Origin of the sequence: Pedobacter sp. KBS0701, from assembly GCF_005938645.2 — a bacterium.
Taxonomy (GTDB): Bacteria; Bacteroidota; Bacteroidia; order Sphingobacteriales; family Sphingobacteriaceae; genus Pedobacter.
In genome coordinates, this window is sequence record NZ_CP042171.1 from 4,100,903 (window position 1) to 4,116,945 (window position 16,043).

The 16,043-nt window shown below is 37.5% G+C and carries 12 protein-coding genes and 1 tRNA gene; 7 read left to right on the forward strand and 6 right to left on the reverse strand.

Annotation, left to right across the window (positions count from 1 at the left end; all coding sequences use genetic code 11):
* Positions 1–2: 2 nt before the first annotated feature.
* From FFJ24_RS16465 to FFJ24_RS16475, 3 genes are all read right to left on the reverse strand, one after another.
* Positions 3–3,494 carry a SusC/RagA family TonB-linked outer membrane protein gene (locus tag FFJ24_RS16465; protein ID WP_210419383.1) on the reverse strand — a complete coding sequence of 1,164 codons (3,492 nt, stop codon included), beginning with the start codon at positions 3,492–3,494 and terminating at the stop codon, positions 3–5.
* Between the two features lie 260 nt (positions 3,495–3,754).
* Entirely contained in the window at positions 3,755–4,936 is a 1,182-nt protein-coding gene (locus tag FFJ24_RS16470) for a FecR family protein (RefSeq protein WP_138818245.1), read from the reverse strand.
* Positions 4,937–5,037: 101 nt separating this feature from the next.
* Entirely contained in the window at positions 5,038–5,616 is a 579-nt protein-coding gene (locus FFJ24_RS16475) for an RNA polymerase sigma factor (protein WP_168202495.1), read from the reverse strand.
* 547 nt (positions 5,617–6,163) lie between these two features.
* Between FFJ24_RS16475 and FFJ24_RS16480 the strand changes: the two genes are divergently transcribed.
* A complete protein-coding gene (locus tag FFJ24_RS16480; RefSeq protein ID WP_138818247.1) occupies positions 6,164–6,538 on the forward strand; it encodes a chorismate mutase in 375 nt (124 codons plus the stop codon).
* Between the two features lie 629 nt (positions 6,539–7,167).
* Here FFJ24_RS16480 and FFJ24_RS16485 read toward each other — a convergent pair.
* The 3 genes from FFJ24_RS16485 to FFJ24_RS16495 all read right to left on the reverse strand — a co-directional run bounded on the left by FFJ24_RS16485 (position 7,168) and on the right by FFJ24_RS16495 (position 8,783).
* Positions 7,168–7,241: transfer RNA gene (locus tag FFJ24_RS16485), tRNA-Arg, on the reverse strand.
* 99 nt (positions 7,242–7,340) lie between these two features.
* Positions 7,341–7,805 carry a redoxin domain-containing protein gene (locus FFJ24_RS16490; protein WP_138818248.1) on the reverse strand — a complete coding sequence of 155 codons (465 nt, stop codon included), beginning with the start codon at positions 7,803–7,805 and terminating at the stop codon, positions 7,341–7,343.
* A gap of 75 nt (positions 7,806–7,880) precedes the next feature.
* Positions 7,881–8,783 carry an SDR family oxidoreductase gene (locus tag FFJ24_RS16495; protein ID WP_138818249.1) on the reverse strand — a complete coding sequence of 301 codons (903 nt, stop codon included), beginning with the start codon at positions 8,781–8,783 and terminating at the stop codon, positions 7,881–7,883.
* 245 nt (positions 8,784–9,028) lie between these two features.
* Here FFJ24_RS16495 and FFJ24_RS16500 point away from each other — a divergent pair, with 245 nt between their 5' ends.
* The 6 genes from FFJ24_RS16500 (at position 9,029) to ilvD (ending at position 16,005) form a co-directional block, all read left to right on the forward strand.
* Positions 9,029–9,643 (forward strand): hypothetical protein, encoded by a 615-nt coding sequence (locus FFJ24_RS16500; protein WP_138818250.1) that lies wholly within the window; start codon positions 9,029–9,031, stop codon positions 9,641–9,643.
* A 203-nt stretch (positions 9,644–9,846) separates the two neighbouring features.
* Positions 9,847–11,349: a F0F1 ATP synthase subunit beta gene (gene atpD / locus FFJ24_RS16505; RefSeq protein WP_090498722.1), complete on the forward strand. Its 1,503-nt coding sequence runs from the start codon at positions 9,847–9,849 to the stop codon at positions 11,347–11,349.
* An 85-nt stretch (positions 11,350–11,434) separates the two neighbouring features.
* Positions 11,435–11,680, forward strand: coding sequence for an ATP synthase F1 subunit epsilon (gene atpC / locus FFJ24_RS16510; protein ID WP_025145830.1), 246 nt, complete (start codon positions 11,435–11,437; stop codon positions 11,678–11,680).
* An 818-nt stretch (positions 11,681–12,498) separates the two neighbouring features.
* Positions 12,499–13,389 (forward strand): branched-chain-amino-acid transaminase, encoded by an 891-nt coding sequence (gene ilvE, locus FFJ24_RS16515; RefSeq protein ID WP_138818251.1) that lies wholly within the window; start codon positions 12,499–12,501, stop codon positions 13,387–13,389.
* A 121-nt stretch (positions 13,390–13,510) separates the two neighbouring features.
* A complete protein-coding gene (locus FFJ24_RS16520; protein ID WP_138818252.1) occupies positions 13,511–14,089 on the forward strand; it encodes an O-methyltransferase in 579 nt (192 codons plus the stop codon).
* A gap of 233 nt (positions 14,090–14,322) precedes the next feature.
* Positions 14,323–16,005, forward strand: coding sequence for a dihydroxy-acid dehydratase (gene ilvD / locus FFJ24_RS16525; RefSeq protein WP_138818253.1), 1,683 nt, complete (start codon positions 14,323–14,325; stop codon positions 16,003–16,005).
* Positions 16,006–16,043 lie beyond the last annotated feature (38 nt).

Genomic DNA, 16,043 nt, shown 5'->3' on the forward strand with positions numbered 1-16,043 from the left:
GATTATAGCGTTGCATTAATTCCAAAAACATAACTTGGCGTAGGTGTTACGCTACCAAAATTTCCTGTGTTGATAAATTCAGGATCGATACCATCTTTGTTGGCGCGCCAGACAATTCCAAGGTTTCGCACATTGGCCGATAGCGACAAAGATTTCACAAAGTTGCGGGGCAGGAAGCGCTGTGGAACGATGTAAGCAAGAGAAATCTGTTGTAAACGGATATTATCTGCATTTCGGACTAAAGCATCTGAAAAGCGGTAACGGTTAATGCTGTTAAAGTTCACGTCTGTCAAGCCCGGAATAACATCGGGATTGGCTTCATCACCTGGTTTTCTCCAGCGATTATCCAGTTCTCCCTGACGACCAAGCACGCCTGAATATGTGCCTGCAAAATTTGGATAATTGGTCACGGCATTTTTTAAGAAAATATGTCCAAAATAACCTACAAATCTTACTCCTAACTCCAACTGACCATAGCTGAAGTTGTGGTTGAAACCAGCTGTATAAGGCGCATAGCGTCTACCCACATAAACTAAATCATCTTTGGTAAATGCATTAGTCAGGTTGGTTGTGTTATTGATAATTTTGTTGTTGCGATCATAAATCTGCGATTGACCTTTATTATCAAGTCCTGCCCAGCGATAAACGTAGGTAGCCCCTAATGGCATGCCCTCAATTGTCGCCGCTGTCCCTGCGATACTACTGGCGTTATTGGCATATCGCTGATCAGTAACCTTATTGGTGTTATAGCCAAAATTCAATATGGATTTCCAGCTGAATTTTCCAGCCCTGATGATTTCACCGTTTAAAGTAAATTCATAACCATTACCACTTAACGTTCCACTATTAAAATTAAGGTTCGACCATCCGTATGTCGGGTTGAAGGCAAAGTTTCCTAAAATGCCTGTTGTTCTTTTGAAATATACATCAAAGCTTCCATTTAATCTACCCTTAAATAATCCAAAATCAATTCCCAGGTTGGCCATTTTTGTAGTTTCCCAACCCAGATCAGAATTGGCAGGTAAATCGATATTGGCTACTGGCTGGTTAGTTCGTGGATCGGTACCTGTTATCGCTAATATAGGCACATTTGTGCCAGTCAGTGGTGCTACACCTGCCGTTCCTAAAGTTGCACGAACGCTAATTGCATTCAGCCATTCTGTATTCTGTAAAAATTCTTCTTTGTTCGCATTCCACCTCAAACCAACCGACCAAAATGGCACGGCTCTTTTACGCCTTTCAACTCCCAGCAGGGTGGCATCGTCAAACCGCACACTACCTGTAACAAAATATTTTTCCTGATAACTGTATGATGCATTTCCATAATAGGATAAATACCTCTTACGGTAAGCAATTAGACTACTTAAATTAGAACCTAAAGACTGGCCATAACCATAAATATCTGGATATATTTGCGTAGGATTAACTGTTGCGGTCGTACGTGTATCTGCATTAAATCCGTACCTGGTTTCAGATGTATTATCAGAATTGGTTTCTCTGATTTCGGCACCAGCAATTGCATTGAACTGGTGTTTACCACCTATATTAAAGTCAGAGTTCAGCTGACCTCTTAGCGATGTTTCTGATGATGTGTTCCCATAGGTAGTATAGCGTCCACCCGCAAAAGATGGTGGAACTGCCCGACCATTAACAAGCGGGGTAAAGTTATTTGTAAGCAATCTGCCTGCATAACTATTTGCATCATCCAGCGTATAAGAGCTACCAAACTGCCGCTGATTAGATATGGAAACATCAGCATTTAGCCATTTCGCAATTTTACCATTTAAACCTGCACTCATTCTGAGTACATTATTTTTAGCGATAGAATTTGAATAATTTAACTCATCTAATGTATTGTAAGTAAATGGCAAATAACCCTGGTTTACCAATTTGTTCGCATAAGTATCGGTAATGATAATATTTCTGCCGATACTATTACCATTTGCATCCTGCAATAAATCATAAGGACGTAATGCTGTAGTGCTTATTGATAGCGCATTTGTTGCTGCTGCATTGTATTGCGACCTGGAGTATTGATAATTAAATAATGCCCTCAGTGTTACTTTTTTATTAAAAAAATCGGTTGATGTATTCGCGTTTACAAAGGCGTTTTCAGCAAAATTGCTTTTAAAAACCGGTATATCTTTAGTGTAATTTCCGGATATGTAATAGGTACTGCTTTCAGAACCGCCTGAATAAGAAAGGTTATATTGGTGATTTACGGCATTTTGCAATAATTTATCTTCAATCTGTTTCATTCCATCTCTCGATGCAATTTCAGCCAATGCGGCGTCTCGCTGTGCCACTGTCGCAGTACCGCGTTTAACCCTGAACATCCATTCCGTTGCTTCACTGTTGTTGGGCGTATATATGGCATTGCTCGGATCTGTTAAAGCAGCTGCAACCGGGTCTACAAGTATCCCTTTATCCACCATCTCCTGCTCTAAATTGATGTATTGAGCACTAGTCATCCAATGCAAATCGGCAATAGATGGATTTTTTGAAATGCCGAAAATATAACCAACGTTCAAGGAAGGTGCAATTTTTTTTCCTTTCTTAGTTTCTATAACAATTACGCCATTTGCGGCTCTTGAGCCCCATATAGAAGTTGCCGAAGCGTCTTTCAGGAAAGTAATCTGCTCAATATCTGCCATATTGATATTACTGATCACTGAATTGCCAAAGGTATTTCCCGCAACCTGTTTGGTGAGGGTTGCTGCGTCACTTGAATTCATTAAAGGAAACCCATCAAGAACAATTAAAGGAATTCCATTGCCTGCTCCATAATTATTTACCCCTCTAATTTGTACGCTATTGCCTTTGATATCAAACTTCACGCCCGCTACCTGTCCTTCCAGGCGTTCCATAATATTTATGGCGGGGTTAGCTGCCAGTTCCTTACCGGTGATAACAGTATAAGCGCCTGCAGCACGCTCCTTGCTTATTTTTTGATATCCGTTTGAAACCACTGACACTTCCTCCAACGCAGCTGAAGACTGCCGGAGTGTGATATAATAAGTGATCGTTTTCCGGTCAACGAAAATCTCCTCGCCCCTAAAGCCCAGATAACTGATTTGCAGAACATAACCATTGGCAGGCACATCATTAATCACTAAGTCCCCGTTTTTGTCGGTGGTGTACATCTTATTGATTGTTTTGTTGTAAACATTGGCTCCCGGGAGTGGCCTGCCTGAGGAATCCCTAACCGAAACCTTTACATCAACGGCCTTAATAATATCAACCAGTTTATCCGTCACGCTCTTTTCTTTAATTACAATGGTTTTACCATCCAGCGAAAAAGTAAGGGCCTGGTTATTTAGTGATTTTTGAATAGCCTCGAATACACTAACCTGGTTTACATTGATGGAAACCGGCTTGGCATCCAGAATAATATTGAGGTCATAAATAATGTCGTAACCGCTCTGTTTACGTATCTCTTTAAGCACGCGTTCCAGTGATGCATTTTTTTCAACAATGGAAACTTTTTGTGCCATTGTTGATGCACTGATTTGCATAAACGTTAAAAGAAGAATCGCAGCAGTTAGTCGCATAACGAGTAGCAGTTTTCGGAACTGCCGGTTAAGCAATCCGAGTGAAGTAAAATTTTTATACATTTGTTTGTTTGGTTATTGCATTCGGCCCGGGCTTCAAAATCAGGACCTTATGCGATTATTAGTTGATTAATTATTGTCGACTACCAATTATCCAGAGGTGCCGCCAAGCACTTCTGGTTTTTTTTGGAATCGTTTTTAATTTATTTAGAAACGATTACCCTCCTTCCTTCAAGTTTAAAATGTACTTTTCCTGTTAACTGAATATGGTTGAGCACTTCTGAAATATTTGTGCCTCTCGACATCCAACCGCCCAGCATTAAATTTTCTGGTGCAGTTTCTTCATAAACTATTTCTACATCATACCATCGGGCTACCTTTCTCATCGCGCTACGTAAATCTTCTCTAAATACAAACGCTCCATTTTTCCAGGCAACTGCCATTTCCGTATCTGCCTCTTGTACCTGTATGTTTTGATTACTCAGCTTTGCCAGCTGACCTGGTTTAAGCAATGTTGTTTTAGTATCATTTAAAGCAACACTTACGCTTCCTTTAAGTAAAGTAGTTTTAATAAAAGGCTCATCGGCATAGGCATTGATATTGAAATGCGTTCCCAGTACCTGTACCTTTTCAGACTGGGCATTATTTTTAATCACTGATACGGAGAAAGGCACTCTCCCTTTAGCTCCCGCTATATGCGCAACTTCAAAATATCCTTCACCAGTTAAAAATACATGTCTTCCACTTGCCGCAAAAGCTGTCGGATATTTTAAAGACGACCCTGAATTTAGCCAAACTTTGGACCCATCAGGCAGGATAATAGTATATTGTCCGCCAATAGGTGTAGTAATGGTATTAAACCCTACACTTTTACCTTTTGTATTTGATGCCTTATAAACCAAAGTTCCCTCTGAAGATTTTGTAATTTCTATTCCAGCTTCGGTTGCAATTTTTCCAACAGCATCCTTATTCAAATCAATTACTCTACCATCAGATAGAGTTAATATTGCCTTATCAGTACCAGCAGGCAGGTCGTATTTTTTTGCAATGACAAACTGATCATGAGTAGTACTGTTATTCTTAAGCATCAGGTAGCCTATTCCTGCGATCAATAATATGCTTGCAGCAATTCCTATTGAAATTGCTTTTTTATATGAACGGTTTAACTTTTGAACTTTAGATAATTCCGGTGCTGTCTGTGAAACATCGGAAAGAATTTTAGTCCAAATTTTGGCTCCTAACTTTTCATATTCTATCGGCGGATCAACTGATTCATTTTCTTCAGCTTTTAACAAATACCAGGTTTCGAGCCGGGCATTTTGTTTTGCAGTAAGTTTATTATCAAGATAGTCTTTGATAAATCCACTTATAGTTTGTTTGTTCATGTTTATTATAGGTAGTATAATAGTATGACAGCCAGCTCAAGGCAATGTTGTATCCAATATTAAAAAAAAGTTACTTTTTTATTAATTTATTGAAAAGAGCACTATAATGAGATGAAAAAGGAAGGCAAATGATTACCAAATTTGGTTCGCAGCGTAGAGATGGCTTTGTTCATCTGCGTTTTAACAGTAAGCTCAGAAATATCCATAATACCCGCAATTTCTCTATAGGAAAGATTTTGTTTTCGTTTTAGCTCGAAAACCTCACGCATCCTAGGAGGTAGTTTTTCAATTTCCTCTTCAATTAGTTTGCTTAAAATGCGTTCTCTAATGAGATGATCGGTGATTTCCTGTGCCTGATCCAAAAATTGACCAAGATCGGTTAAATAAGCATGATGCACTTGATTTTTACTAAAAAAATTCAAAATTGCATTTCTTGTGGAAACATAAAGATATGCTCCAATTGAAGTATCAGATGGCAATTGAGGTGCTTTCTGCCACAACTTGGTAAATACCTCCTGAACTACATCCTCGCTCTCATCCTCTTCTTTGAGCATCCGTCGCGCGTGTTTGTAGAGCAATGGCCAGTATCTGCTATAAATTTCTGAAAAAGCCCTGTTATCCCGATCTATTAATAGCGAAAGTAACTTGTCGTCATGATATGTAGCATAATCCTGATCCATTGATGAGTAAAAATAGAACTTATTTATTGTAAATAGAAATGGGTAAAAGCACACCATTAACAATATGATAATGATCGGGATATAATCTTGTTTCTTAATTAAATGTTATTCAGAATAAATAACCCCTATTTGCTCAATGTTAAGTATCCGCCTTTATCCGTTGAAATATTTAATATTAGATGAGCGTGAATCTTTTAATCTGGAAATAAATAATGTTATGGAGGAATACTGGAAAGAAATCCTCTTTTCATCCTATGAGTTTAAAGATTTCTTACATTTAGTGCATTTATGCGAACCGGCAATCAATTTTGTTTAGGGTTTATTTGGTAATAGAGAACTGTTATGCAAACATATTATCTATAGGACAGTAAAATAAGAATATAGATATACTATTAATATAAGTAGCTTAACAAATGAAAATTATTGTTAATGTTAAATCATTGTAAAGCCATTCGTCATTTAATATTAAAATGTATGATAACCTGCTTTCTATAAATAATAACGACGTTTTTAATATCAATTACATTTCAATTGACGTTAATGGGTTATGAAACTTCAAAAATTTTTACTCGTTACCTTACTCATCATTGGCAGCGACCGCCTGTTTGCACAATCAACTTCTACATCTTATACAATGAATCCATTGGAAAGTAATAGAAAGAAAATAGATTCCTTAGATCAGCAACTCATTGAATTATTAGGGCAGCGCGAACTTGTAGTGAAAGAAATAGGGATTTATAAAGCAAAGAACCACATCCCACCCTTACAGGCCGCGCGTTTTCAGCAGGTGCTGGATAAAAATATAGCAGCGGGTAAAAAGCATGATTTATCGCCGGATTTTGTAACTGAAGTTTTCAATGCCATTCACAAAGAAAGTTTAAGAAAAGAAGAGGAAATAAAATCAGGCCATTCCGCACAATAAGCTCATTCAGCTTCATGATTTTATTGAATATCATAGTTTGGCTCCTGGAACTAAACTTAGCAATGCTCAAAAGAAGCTAATATCCAGATTGTGCCAGTCATCAACTGAATTATAGCGCACATGGCCTTGGCAAAGAAATTCCGAAGATTGATTGAAAATAAAGCAGGAAATGAATTGTCTCCTCTGTTTCGGGCCAACAGGCCACCAATTCGATTACTGGATAATGCGGACCTAAGTTCATTTCCATCGGTAATTTTCATTTCTAATCCATCCAACTGCCGGATTTATCTTCAATTCAGACACTACCGCATAATCGCTTAAAGTTTACAAATAGAAAATTGATGTATCGGAAACCGCTGTGTTAAGGCTTGGCAACACTAACGAAGCACTCAATATCCTGGATCGACGAACGGAACTTCTTTCAGACGTTAAGTACATTTACAATAAATCGGACACTTTGGAAAAAAGAGAGTTTATAGATATGGTGTTCGACTCAAATCTCCACTATGAAAATGGTATTTATCAAACACCTACGACACAAGATTTTTTAATCCATTAACCAATTGAAATGAGATGTTTAAATTAAAAAAAGACAAAAAAAGGGAGAATTTTTCAATTCTCCCTTTTAGTGCACTTGTAGGGATTCGAACCCCAAACCTTCTCATCCGTAGTGAGATGCTCTATCCAATTGAGCTACAAATGCGTTTCCGTATCGTTAACGGACTGCAAAGGTATAATTTGATATTTTAATTTCCAATTAAATTTAAAAAAAATCTCAAAATAATTCTTTACAAAATTTGCTTTATGCGCCTAACACATCATTAATTGCTTTAAAATCAGGCAAATCCTTTGCATTTTCCAAAACTTCAGCATAAGCAATTTTTCCTTCTTCATCGATCACAAATGCTGCTCTTTTAGAAACACCTTTTAATCCAAAGGCAAATTCATCATAAAAAGCACCATAAGCTGCAGATACTTCTTTGTTAAAATCAGATAATAATGGGAATTGATAATTCTGCTCTTCTTTAAACTTAGCCAAAGAAAAAGGAGAATCAACTGATATGCCAATTACCTGTGCATCTATTCCTTCGTAATAACTGAAATTATCACGCATGGTACATAACTGCTCGGTACACGTTCCGGTAAATGCCATTGGAAAAAAGTGAATAATTACTTTTTTGCCTTTAAAGCCGGAAAGAGAAATTTCTGTTAAATCAGAACTGTATAATTTAAAATCAGGGGCGGTATCGCCAACTTGTAATGCCATTGGATTTTTTTATTTATATATTGTTAAATATTTTAATTGCTTAGTTATTTGAGGCTCCAGAATCGCGACTCAGAACTATCCTTTCATTTGCTGTTCCAAAATTAATAATCCTTCCTCAAAAGAATGCGGATTATATCCTAAATCTTTAATGGCCTTATCCAGCACAAATCCCGTTTTTATAGGTCGTTTAGCCGTTTGGTTTAAACTTGCCGAACTTATTTCATTAATAAACGAATGATCCAGTTTCCAATATTCGGCAACTTTCCGAACTAAATCGGCAATGCTCATATAATCTTTACCCGATATGTGATAAATTCCCTGCGCATCTTGTTCAACAGCCAACAGACAGGCCTCGGCCAGATCTTCAGCAAGAGTTGGCATGCGCCATTGGTCGTTCACTACATTTATGGGTGACGCTTTTTCTAAGGCTCCTTTAGCCCAAAGCACAATATTGCTCCGGCTCATATCATTGCTAATTCCATATACTAATATTGTTCTTAAAATAGCGTAATTTGCATTTGAATTTTTGATCAGTTCTTCAGCCAGCACCTTCGATTTACCATAATAACTAACTGGATTTACAGCATCTGCCTCTTTATAAGGCCCGTTCAGTCCATCAAAAACAAAATCGGTACTCAAATGGATTAACTGTATATTTTTTTCCTCACAGATTGATAATAAGGTTCCAACCGCATCAACATTTAACCGATGGCAAAGCTCCTTATCTGCCTCACAGGTATCTACATTCGTCATTGCAGCGGTGTGGATAACCGCGTCAGGACGATATTTTTCAACAACCGCTTTTACCTGTTCAGGGTTTAAGATATCCATTTCTGCATACTCATATCCTTCTTTAACAGGATAACGATTTACCCCTGCCGATGTGGCAACCAGATTTACCCGTCCCTCGACTAATACTTTTTCTGTTATTTTCTGTCCCAAAAGACCATTGCTACCGGTTGTTAAAATGGTTTTCATATCCCTTATTTATGCCGCTAAATTATCTATTAAAATCATGTGAAAAAACTTTGTCTAATCGAATTCTCTACTCACCAAACAATCTAAGTACTTTTTTAAATGATGTATGCAAAAAAAGTCATGACAATCAGAAATAATATATTTTTTTTACATTCATTTCAAACATTTGTAAATACAAGATTATTCCGGGTATCTTCGGCGCAAATTATCTTATTTTATAATTAAAAATATTTAAACCATTTTATATGGAAAACAAAAATCTAAAAAAACGCTTCAAAAAGCCTTTGTTAACTTTCATTACAATTGCTTTGTTATCTTCAAACGCAACCGTTAAGGCCCAAAATCAGGAGCATGTACAACCAAGTGTCGAAAAGTCTGTTTTTGGTGCTCAGGCTGGCCTTTTGGGTATTTGGGTTAATAATGAAGCCAAATTAACTAATGCCATCGCCTTAAGGAGTGAGATCGGTTTTGATGGCGGTTTCTGGGGCGGTAGCTTTTATCCAAAAAACGGCTATGTGTTTACGCCGATCATCGCAGCAGAACCTCGCTTTTATTATAATCTTAGTAAAAGAACCAGGAAAAATAAAAGCATCAAAAATAACTCAGCGAATTTTATTTCACTAAGAACCAGTTTTCATCCTGATTGGTTTACCATTTCCAATTATGAAAAGGTCAGTATCGTTAGCGATTTATCCATTATTCCAACCTGGGGCATCAGACGCCATATCGGAAACCATTTCAATTATGAGGCCGGATTAGGAGTTGGCTATCGCTATTATTTCGCAAAAAGTGCTGGTTATCTAAAAAATGAAAGTGATGTCGCTATAAACCTTCATTTAAGGATAGGTTACACTTTTTAGTATTACAATCCCCACTTCAATTCCCTAAAAAAGCTAGATTTTTAGGGGATTTTTTCATTAAAAACCAGCAACATTTTAGATGTTAAAAAATTTTGTAATATATATTTAAAATTCAGCAAGAATAACTTAACTTTGCCAACCGAATTGGAGCCCCTATAAACAGCTTTAATTCATTGACTGTAATAAATTTACTCACAACAGATATGCCTAACTTAGGAAAAATAGCACAAATTATCGGCCCTGTGGTTGACGTTAGCTTTGCTGATGATGCCCATCTACCTAAAATTTTTGATGCGTTAGAGATAACGAAAGAAAATGGACAAAAAATCGTTTTAGAAGTTCAACAGCACTTAGGTGAAGACCGCGTACGTGCAATTTCGATGGATTCTACAGATGGTTTGGTTCGTGGTATGCAAGTAGTTGATACTGGCGCTGCGATTAAAATGCCAGTTGGCGACCAGATTAAAGGTCGTTTATTTAATGTAGTTGGAGAAGCGATTGACGGTATCAACACAGTTGATAAAACAGACGGTCGTCCTATTCATGCAACCCCTCCTAAGTTCGAAGATTTATCTACTGAAACTGAGGTGCTTTTTACAGGTATTAAAGTAATCGATTTATTAGAGCCTTATGCTAAAGGTGGTAAAATCGGTTTATTCGGTGGTGCTGGTGTAGGTAAAACAGTATTGATCATGGAGTTGGTTAACAACATCGCTAAGGCTTATGCTGGTTTATCAGTATTCGCAGGTGTTGGTGAGCGTACACGTGAGGGTAACGATTTACTTCGCGAGTTTATCGAATCAGGCGTAATCAACTATGGTGACGAATTCTTACATTCTATGGAAAAAGGTGGATGGGATTTGAAAGCTGTTGATACTGAAAAATTGAAAGAATCTAAAGCAACATTGGTTTTCGGACAAATGAACGAGCCTCCTGGTGCACGTGCACGTGTAGCATTATCAGGATTAACAGTTGCTGAATATTTCCGTGATGGTGATGGCGAAGGCGCTGGAAAAGATATCCTTTTCTTCGTTGATAACATTTTCCGTTTTACACAGGCAGGTTCTGAGGTATCGGCTTTATTAGGTCGTATGCCATCAGCGGTAGGTTACCAACCAACCTTAGCTACAGAGATGGGTTTAATGCAAGAGCGTATTACGTCAACAAAACGTGGATCAATTACATCAGTACAAGCGGTATATGTACCTGCGGATGATTTAACTGACCCTGCTCCGGCAACAACTTTTGCCCACTTAGATGCTACTACAGTACTTTCGCGTAAAATTGCTGAGTTAGGTATTTATCCTGCGGTAGATCCATTGGATTCTACTTCACGTATCCTTTCTCCTGCTGTTTTAGGTGATGAGCACTATAACACTGCACAACGTGTTAAAGAAACTTTACAACGTTATAAAGAATTACAGGATATCATCGCGATCTTAGGTATGGATGAATTATCTGAAGAAGATAAATTAGTTGTATCAAGAGCACGTCGTGTTCAGCGTTTCTTATCTCAACCTTTCCACGTAGCTGAGCAGTTTACAGGCTTAAAAGGTGTATTGGTTGACATTAAAGATACCATCAAAGGATTTAACATGATCATGGATGGTGAAGTTGATGAGTACCCTGAAGCTGCATTTAACTTAGTTGGTAGCATTGAAGATGCAATCGAAAAAGGTAAAAAATTATTAGCAGAAGCGAACTAGTATTGAGATTTGAGCATCAAGTATTAAGATTGCAAACACAGTCTTGATACTTGGTCCTACTTACTTGATACTCAAATCCAAAAACATGAATTTAGAAATATTAACTCCAGATAAAAAAGTTTTCGAAGGTGAAGTAACAGCAGTTACGGTTCCTGGTACTTTAGGTTCTTTTCAGATTTTAAAAGACCATGCTGCCATCATCTCTACTTTAGAAGATGGAGAAGTTATTATAAAAGCAAATAAAGCTGATGAACAACGCTTTTTTATTAAAGGCGGTGTAGTAGAAGCTATCCACAACAAAATTGTGGTTTTAGCTGAAGGTATCGCTTAAGCAAATAATTAACTCATTTAAGAAGCCTCCCGATTTAAAAAATACGGGAGGCTTTTTGTTTAATTTGCTATTTCAAAACAATTATAACCAGAATTAGGCTTTAAAAAATATTTAGAGATTGTTTAAAATCGATCCTTCACCCTGAACTGTAGCGAAGCGGAAAGCTACGAAGTAACTTTATTTCAGTGTCTATATTAAAACACTAGTTTTCTCTATATTTCATCACCAAAATAACATATAAATTTTCAATTTTCGGAGCACCCTGAGGCATTTTAGGCAGAAAAACAGAAAATTTATAATGCAAGCATAACAAACAGACCATATACCGTTTTGATATCTGGTCTACAGCTATCGGCATTAAATAACTAATTCAACTCTATTTAAGAATATTATTCTGGTTACAACACAAATACAAGAATAAAATTCTTATTTAACTTTTTTCTGATTTCTCTTGCATATTAATGAACCAAAAACTAAATTGGTTTTTATAAACATTAAGATAATAATGACAATTCAGAACAACTCATTTACTAGACAAATTACTGCGAAAGCGGCAGGTAATGTAGTGCTGTTACCTGTCATTTTACTTAACCTCCTACTCCTAAACATTTTATGGAGTAAGAAAATGGGCAGCTTTTAAATAGATTTTAAAAAACTAAATATACCTAAAGCGTCCCGATACAAACGGGACGCTTTTTTTAAATAACAAAAGACAGTATTATGAACCGTCCATAATAAATAGTCAAAATAAAATATGGAATGCTTATTTATCATGCTAGGCTTCCATCTGACGGTTAAAAAACAATAAGAATAAACAGATGAAATACTATAATTCTAATACGATTATTTACCTTGACGGACAGTTTGAAAAGGCTGTAAACAGCAGTACTGATCTTTACGGACAGTCGCTACACTACGGTTATGCTGCTTTCGAGGGTATTAGAGCCTATAAAACGCATAATGGCAACCGCATTTTCAAAGCTGCCGCCCATTTCGATCGCTTAGAGCGTTCTTGCCAGTTAGCAAACATTCCTTTTCCATGGGATAAACAAGAATTAATTGCTGCAACCTATAAATTACTTCAGTTGAACAAACTGAAAGATGCCTATATCCGCCCACTGGTTTTTTGCCATCCAAACATGAAATTGAATGAGCCTAGCGGCGTTTCCATATTGATCTGTGCCTGGGAATGGGATGCTTACTCGGGCAATAAGCTGTTAAATTTAACCATTTCTGATTACGAGAGGCCAAATCCAAAATCGACTCCAATGGAAGCGAAATTGAGTGGCAACTATGTTAATTCTATTTTGGCAACTACAGCAGCAAACATTAAAGGTTACGATGAAGCTTTACTTTTAGATATGCATGGCTTTGTTGCCGAAGCATCAGGAGCAAATATCTTCCTTGAAAAGGACGGAAAATTGTACACCCCATCTTTAGGGAACATTTTACCAGGCATTACCCGTGCAACTGTAAAAGAGCTTTGCACTGTTCTGGATATAGAGTGTATTGAGAAAAAATTAACGGTAGAAGACCTTAAAAATGCCGATGGCGCTTTCTTATGCGGAACAGCCACCGAGATAGCTGGCATTGCCTCCATCGATGATATTGTTTATCGCCCACTATGGCGGGAATCTATTGGTTATACCATACAACGTGCCTATAAAAACCTGGTGCTAGAAAAAGTGAATTACGAGGTGATTATATAGATTGGTTTGATAATTCATAGTCAAATGGTTAATGGTCAGTTTGACTATGAACTATCAACCAAAAAACAATTGACCAAAAACAAAAAGTTAACCAATAGAAGACCATTCAGGTAGAGAACAGATGACTGAAGAAATCAATCAAAATTATCCAGAAGCTTACCAACAAATAAATACGGCTACCAAGGCTTCGGGTTTTGATATGGCATCAGACGTATTAACCTGCTCTTTGCTTAAAACCCTTGCTGCAACCAAACCTTCAGGTAAATTTCTGGAACTTGGAACCGGAACAGGTTTGTCTACTTCATGGATTTTAGATGGCTTAGATCAGGAAAGCACACTTACTTCGATAGATAACGACGCTAAATGTTTAGCCATTGCCAAAACATTTCTCGGTAGTGACGATCGTTTAACATTAGTTGATACCGATGGCGCGGAGTGGATTGAAAAGAATAGAGACAAAAAATTCGATTACATATTTGCCGATACCTGGCATGGAAAATATTTGCTTTTAGACGAGGTACTATCCATGCTTAACACCGGCGGACTTTACATCATTGATGATATGCTGCCTCAATCGAATTGGCCTGAAGGTCATCAGGATAAAGCGATTAAATTGGTTAAAGATTTAGAATCTCGTGATGATTTGCATTTAACCAAGCAGGTTTGGGCTACAGGAATTGTAATCGGAGTAAAAAAATAGAGAAATACATTAAAATAGTTCTTTGCATTTATAATAAGTTAGTATGTTTGTGATTCATGAATTTAAACACAAACATTATTAGCAACCTAATTATTGTCATTTCTCAACAGAGAGGTGGAAATCGTTGCGTATAATACAAAATATACCCTATCGAAACCGCCTCCAAAACGAGGCGGTTTTTTTTTGCCTCAAAATATTTACAACTAACAGAACCAGAATATACATTTTAAACAATGAGCGAATTAAACAAGTACAGTAAAACATTTACACAAGATCCAACACAACCTGCTGCACAAGCAATGCTTTATGGAATCGGTTTAACCGATGCTGATATGGCTAAAGCTCAGGTTGGTATTGCAAGTATGGGCTACGATGGCAACACCTGCAACATGCACTTAAACGACCTTGCAAAAGACGTCAAAGCTGGGGTCTGGAAAAATGATTTAGTCGGCTTGGTTTTTAATACAATTGGGGTAAGTGATGGGATGAGCAACGGTACAGATGGGATGCGTTACTCATTGGTTAGCCGTGATGTAATTGCTGATAGTATCGAAACCATTTGCGGCGGGCAATATTATGATGGCATTATATCCATCCCTGGCTGTGATAAAAATATGCCAGGTGCCATCATGGCTATGGCACGTTTAGACCGTCCTTCAATTATGGTTTATGGCGGTACAATTGCCCCAGGCCATTATAAAGGAGAAGAATTGAATATTGTTTCGGCATTCGAGGCATTAGGACAAAAAATCTGCGGTAATCTTTCAGAAGAAGATTATCAGGGCATTATTAAACACACTTGTCCAGGTGCCGGGGCATGCGGAGGTATGTATACCGCAAATACCATGGCATCAGCAATTGAGGCCTTGGGTATGAGTTTACCTTATTCATCTTCAAATCCAGCCATAAGCCCGGAGAAAAAACAAGAATGTTTAGATGCCGGTAAATACATCAAGGTTTTACTGGAGAAAGATATTAAACCATCAGATATCATGACGCGAAAAGCATTTGAAAATGCAATCCGTTCGATCATTGTATTAGGTGGTAGTACCAATGCTGTTTTGCATTTTATCGCTATGGGTAAAGCCATTGGCGTAGAAATTACACAGGATGATTTTCAGAAAATGAGCGATGTAACTCCGGTACTTGCCGATTTCAAACCTAGTGGAAAATATTTAATGCAGGATTTACACCAATATGGCGGTATCCCTGCTGTACTAAAATATTTATTAAATGAAGGCTTGTTGCATGGCGATTGCTTAACCGTAACCGGAAAAACTATGGCTGAGAATTTAGCCGATGTGAAATCGGTTATGGATTACGATCAGAAAATCGTTCAAAAATTAAGCGAACCGATAAAAGCAACTGGTCACTTACAGATTCTTTACGGAAACCTTGCCGAAAAGGGTTCTGTAGCCAAAATCAGCGGTAAAGAAGGTGAAAAATTTGAAGGTCCGGCACGCGTATTTGATGGTGAGCATGATTTGATCGCAGGTATTTCCAGCGGCCGTGTTCAACCTGGCGATGTCATCGTAATTAAAAACTCAGGTCCGGTAGGTGCACCAGGTATGCCAGAGATGTTAAAACCAACCTCAGCAATTATTGGTGCAGGTTTAGGTAAATCAGTTGCTTTAATCACTGATGGACGTTTTTCAGGTGGTACACACGGTTTTGTAGTTGGTCACATCACACCTGAATCTTACAAAGGTGGTTTAATCGGTTTGGTTGAAGATGAAGATCGAATCTTAATTGATGCCGTAAACAACATTATCAGTTTACAGGTGAGCGAAGAAGTGATTGCCGAGCGGAGAAAAAACTACGTTCAGCCAGCATTAAAAGTAACAAAAGGTGTTTTATATAAATATGCTAAAACAGTTTCAGACGCAGCTAGTGGTTGCGTAACTGACGAATACTAAAATCAAAAAATCATCCCTGGATTAGTTGATTATTAAAA

What these genes read in the sequence shown, in the direction of transcription:
- FFJ24_RS16500 (WP_138818250.1), top strand. Translation starts at nt 9,029, where the DNA reads ATGGAAAACAAAAATCTAAAAAAACGCTTCAAAAAGCCTTTGTTAACT.
- FFJ24_RS16465 (WP_210419383.1), bottom strand. Translation starts at nt 3,494, where the DNA reads ATGGCACAAAAAGTTTCCATTGTTGAAAAAAATGCATCACTGGAACGC.
- FFJ24_RS16495 (WP_138818249.1), bottom strand. Translation starts at nt 8,783, where the DNA reads ATGAAAACCATTTTAACAACCGGTAGCAATGGTCTTTTGGGACAGAAA.
- FFJ24_RS16470 (WP_138818245.1), bottom strand. Translation starts at nt 4,936, where the DNA reads ATGAACAAACAAACTATAAGTGGATTTATCAAAGACTATCTTGATAAT.
- ilvD (WP_138818253.1), top strand. Translation starts at nt 14,323, where the DNA reads ATGAGCGAATTAAACAAGTACAGTAAAACATTTACACAAGATCCAACA.
- FFJ24_RS16480 (WP_138818247.1), top strand. Translation starts at nt 6,164, where the DNA reads ATGAAACTTCAAAAATTTTTACTCGTTACCTTACTCATCATTGGCAGC.
- FFJ24_RS16490 (WP_138818248.1), bottom strand. Translation starts at nt 7,805, where the DNA reads ATGGCATTACAAGTTGGCGATACCGCCCCTGATTTTAAATTATACAGT.
- ilvE (WP_138818251.1), top strand. Translation starts at nt 12,499, where the DNA reads ATGAAATACTATAATTCTAATACGATTATTTACCTTGACGGACAGTTT.
- FFJ24_RS16520 (WP_138818252.1), top strand. Translation starts at nt 13,511, where the DNA reads ATGACTGAAGAAATCAATCAAAATTATCCAGAAGCTTACCAACAAATA.
- atpD (WP_090498722.1), top strand. Translation starts at nt 9,847, where the DNA reads ATGCCTAACTTAGGAAAAATAGCACAAATTATCGGCCCTGTGGTTGAC.
- FFJ24_RS16475 (WP_168202495.1), bottom strand. Translation starts at nt 5,616, where the DNA reads ATGGATCAGGATTATGCTACATATCATGACGACAAGTTACTTTCGCTA.
- atpC (WP_025145830.1), top strand. Translation starts at nt 11,435, where the DNA reads ATGAATTTAGAAATATTAACTCCAGATAAAAAAGTTTTCGAAGGTGAA.